Origin of the sequence: Litorimonas sp., from assembly GCA_029936425.1 — a bacterium.
Taxonomy (GTDB): domain Bacteria; phylum Pseudomonadota; class Alphaproteobacteria; order Caulobacterales; family Maricaulaceae; genus Litorimonas.
The window spans coordinates 1-3111 of sequence record JAPYSU010000043.1 but is presented as its reverse complement, the minus strand read 5'-3'; the positions used below and the strand labels follow the sequence as shown (position 1 = coordinate 3111).

Annotated in this window: 5 protein-coding genes; 4 read left to right on the top strand and 1 reads right to left on the bottom strand. The window is 48.2% G+C overall.

The window, feature by feature from the left end; translation table 11 throughout:
• Positions 1-271: 271 nt before the first annotated feature.
• From ACN0IC_RS14780 to ACN0IC_RS14765, 4 genes are all read left to right on the top strand, one after another.
• Positions 272-730, top strand: coding sequence for a hypothetical protein (locus ACN0IC_RS14780; RefSeq protein ID WP_416879541.1), 459 nt, complete (start codon positions 272-274; stop codon positions 728-730).
• Positions 731-935: 205 nt separating this feature from the next.
• The gene (gene flaF / locus ACN0IC_RS14775) at positions 936-1337 is read left to right on the top strand and encodes a flagellar biosynthesis regulator FlaF (protein ID WP_416879540.1); all 402 of its coding nucleotides are present in this window, start codon (positions 936-938) and stop codon (positions 1335-1337) included.
• 5 nt (positions 1338-1342) lie between these two features.
• Positions 1343-1762 (top strand): flagellar biosynthesis repressor FlbT, encoded by a 420-nt coding sequence (locus tag ACN0IC_RS14770; RefSeq protein WP_416879539.1) that lies wholly within the window; start codon positions 1343-1345, stop codon positions 1760-1762.
• Between the two features lie 8 nt (positions 1763-1770).
• The gene (locus ACN0IC_RS14765; protein WP_416879538.1) at positions 1771-2595 is read left to right on the top strand and encodes a DUF1217 domain-containing protein; all 825 of its coding nucleotides are present in this window, start codon (positions 1771-1773) and stop codon (positions 2593-2595) included.
• Here ACN0IC_RS14765 and ACN0IC_RS14760 read toward each other — a convergent pair.
• A partial coding sequence (locus ACN0IC_RS14760; RefSeq protein ID WP_416879537.1) for a FliG C-terminal domain-containing protein occupies positions 2596-3111 on the bottom strand: 516 nt, incomplete at its 5' end.

Genomic DNA, 3111 nt, shown 5'->3' with positions numbered 1-3111 from the left:
TTTAGGCGAGCCTGTTTACCTCTCTACATTTTGCCCTACCTACCAAAGATGGTGTTCTCGCGGGATATATCTACTATATTTGGTTACTGAAAAATAAGGTAAATCGTCGATTTACTGGGTACTACCTTTCGACATCCGCCTCTTATGGTAATTGGTCCGGCGGTCTGTTTCATCGGTAGGGCGGCTTGAAATATTAACAAATCGTTCATTCAAATCGCTGTGATTGGCAGGTACCCTGAGGTTGTACCAACACTTACGAGGGATATACGTTATGCGTTCTGAGCTTATGGAACACATCTGGGGCAATCGTCTGGAGCTTACCGAAGCTCATAGTGTTTCGCCTTTGGGACGCATATTGAACTCTCTTTTGGCCGCACCGTTAACCAGGTTTATCATACACGGACGAGACGACCAATGCGCACCCTTTGCCATGTATGCAGGCGAGGAAATCATACCCGGGGCAACTGTTGCGGACGTTATGGAAGAAGAGTTCGGACTTGATCTGAACGAAGATGCCATCATCCTGTTTGAAGCGCGTTCGGCAGTTGGAACGGACCAGACATCGCCGGAGCAATTGGGGCGCTCCATTGGAAATATCATCGTGTCATTGGCCTCTTTTGAACAGAAAAGCGCGCTGTTGGGGGACGGATTTACAGACGCAGACTGGGCGGTGCGCAGCTTGGGTAATACGGGCGATCGGTTCGGCAAGCCGTCGCTTCACATCCATTAGGTGCATACTGCCAAGATCGCTAAACCAGAGGCAACAGGTACCGCCCCCAGCAAAAGCTGAATGCAGCAAACATGTGTGACATGGTTGCCATACTTTTGATTTCTTTAGCAAAAATTAGCCTAGCATTGCTCATTCCGGGGATTCTTTAAATTTCCCTTAACTGATACACTCTACAGTTGTTGTGAGGCAGAAAAAGGCAAAAAAGATGAGTGTAACCGCATATAAGCGGACCATTTCGCATACTGAAGAACCCCGGCAAATTGAAAGAAGGATTCTGGCAAGCGTTACGTCACGGCTGGAAGTCGCCTGCGAAGCGTTTGATTCTCAACAAGAAAAGCCAGAACGTTTGAGAATACTCGCCGATGGCTTGCGTGAAATACTTTGGGAAAATCAAAGGATCTGGCTGACTTTCAAAGCGGATCTTGCCGAAGCGGAAAACGGATTATCCGCTGAACTGCGCGCCGCGCTGATATCGCTTTCGCTGTGGGTGGAAACTCACACCAAAGGTGTTCTTGCTGGCTCGAGAAACGTTCAGCCGCTGATAGATATAAACCGTAACATTATCGACGGGCTCGGCGGGCGGTCCATCCGCGTCGCTGCGGAGTAACGCTTATGGCATTGCGACTGACATTAAAGCCCAACGAACGCGTCTTAATCAATGGGTGTGTCGTGCGCAACGCCGACAGGCGTCAGGTACTTGTTATCGAAAGCCACGCAGACATCATCCGCGAGGCAGATCTTCTGGGTCAGGAAGAACAGCGAACACCGGTAAAAGAAGTATATTTCTTTATTCAGACCGCCCTACTCGACCCCGCTACGCGTGAAAAACTGGTCCCTATTATTCAGAAACGATTGGGCAAGCTGGTACCTGTATTCCATGACGAAATGGCAAATCATATCTTTGAGGCGGCCGCACATGTTTCCAGCGCGGACTTTTACAAAGCCATGCGCACTTTGCGTTCACTGATGGCCTACGAAGAAAAGCTTTTCGAAATGATCCAGCAAAAGAACGCCGCAACCGCAGCAGAATAGGATGGCCAATGCTTAGTATTTCCGGCTTGGGGAGCTCAACCGCATTAAAGTTAATTGATGCCACCCGCGAAAAGCAATTAACGCTCATGAGCAATGACCCGGTGAACAAACGCGCGGAACAAGCGTTTCGCGAAAGAATCGGCAGTATTACCTCACCTAAAGAACTTATCGCTGATTACGAAGTCTATAGTTTCGTCATGCGCGCTTTTGATCTGGAGGAACAGATATTCGGAAAAGGCTTGATCCGCAAAATGCTTGAATCGGATCCAGTAGCCCCGGATTCGTTGATGAACCGCTTGTCCGACAGTCGGTTTCGCGAACTACATCTCACGCTGGGTTTTACAACAGAGGCCGGCCCGCAGGTCCCTGATCTGAGCAATTCCAAGTTTCAGGATGCTCTGGTCGCAAAATTTTACAACCGGCAATACATCGATGAAAATGACAGTCAGAATGAAACGGTCGGCACCATTCTCCAGTTTCGCGATAAATTCAGCGGAATCAATAACTGGTTCCAAGTCCTGAGCGATGAAAAGCTGACCAATTTTTTTCAGGTTTCTCTTGGCCTGCCCCAACAGATGGCTTCGTTGGATATCGACAAACAAAAGAAGTTACTTGCTGAAAAGTTTGACTTGAAAAAATTGGCTGATCCGGATGAACGGCAGCGCCTGATTACCAAGTTCGCAGCCATTTCAGATGTATTGAACCCACAGGCGTTTCAATCAAACAATACGGCGTTGAACTTGTTGCAATCATCTAATTTGGGTGGGCAATTCGTGCCGTTCACCATCGATATCTCTGCTGTGACATTTTCTGCTTCGCGACTATATCGCTGATCAAAGCGGTTCGTCGTCCATCAGGTCCTCTTCGTCATCAGGCAAGGCGATACTCCCATCTGACATCAGCTTTAATGCCGCTTGTACCAATTGTGTTTGCGCTTCTTTCACGTCTTTGGACTTAACCGGCCCCATTGAAGACATTTCGTCTTGCAGCATGTCTCGCGAACGAGATGGTAAAGACCCAAGAAAGTATTCACGCAACTCTTTTTTGGCACCGCGCAGCGCAAGAGGCAGGGTATTCCCGCTAACCTCACGCATCACTTTGCCCAACATCATCGCGTCAAATTTCATCAAGTCGTCAAACACGAACATCTTTTGTTTTATAGCCAAAAGCTTGTCGGGTTGGCGCTGCTCCAGAGTTGTGGATATGGTGGCAAGCAAATCTTCATCCAGCTTGTTGAATATAGATATCAGCTGTCCTTCTATGCGTGCTCCGGCGCTGTTCCCCGCCTTCGCCAATACATCTTCGCGAAGCGTATTTTCTATATTCTGAATTGTATCAACGGGTAATTT

Coding starts and splice junctions, on each gene's coding strand:
- ACN0IC_RS14780 (WP_416879541.1), top strand. CDS start 272: ATGCGTTCTGAGCTTATGGAACACATCTGGGGCAATCGTCTGGAGCTT.
- flaF (WP_416879540.1), top strand. CDS start 936: ATGAGTGTAACCGCATATAAGCGGACCATTTCGCATACTGAAGAACCC.
- ACN0IC_RS14770 (WP_416879539.1), top strand. CDS start 1,343: ATGGCATTGCGACTGACATTAAAGCCCAACGAACGCGTCTTAATCAAT.
- ACN0IC_RS14765 (WP_416879538.1), top strand. CDS start 1,771: ATGCTTAGTATTTCCGGCTTGGGGAGCTCAACCGCATTAAAGTTAATT.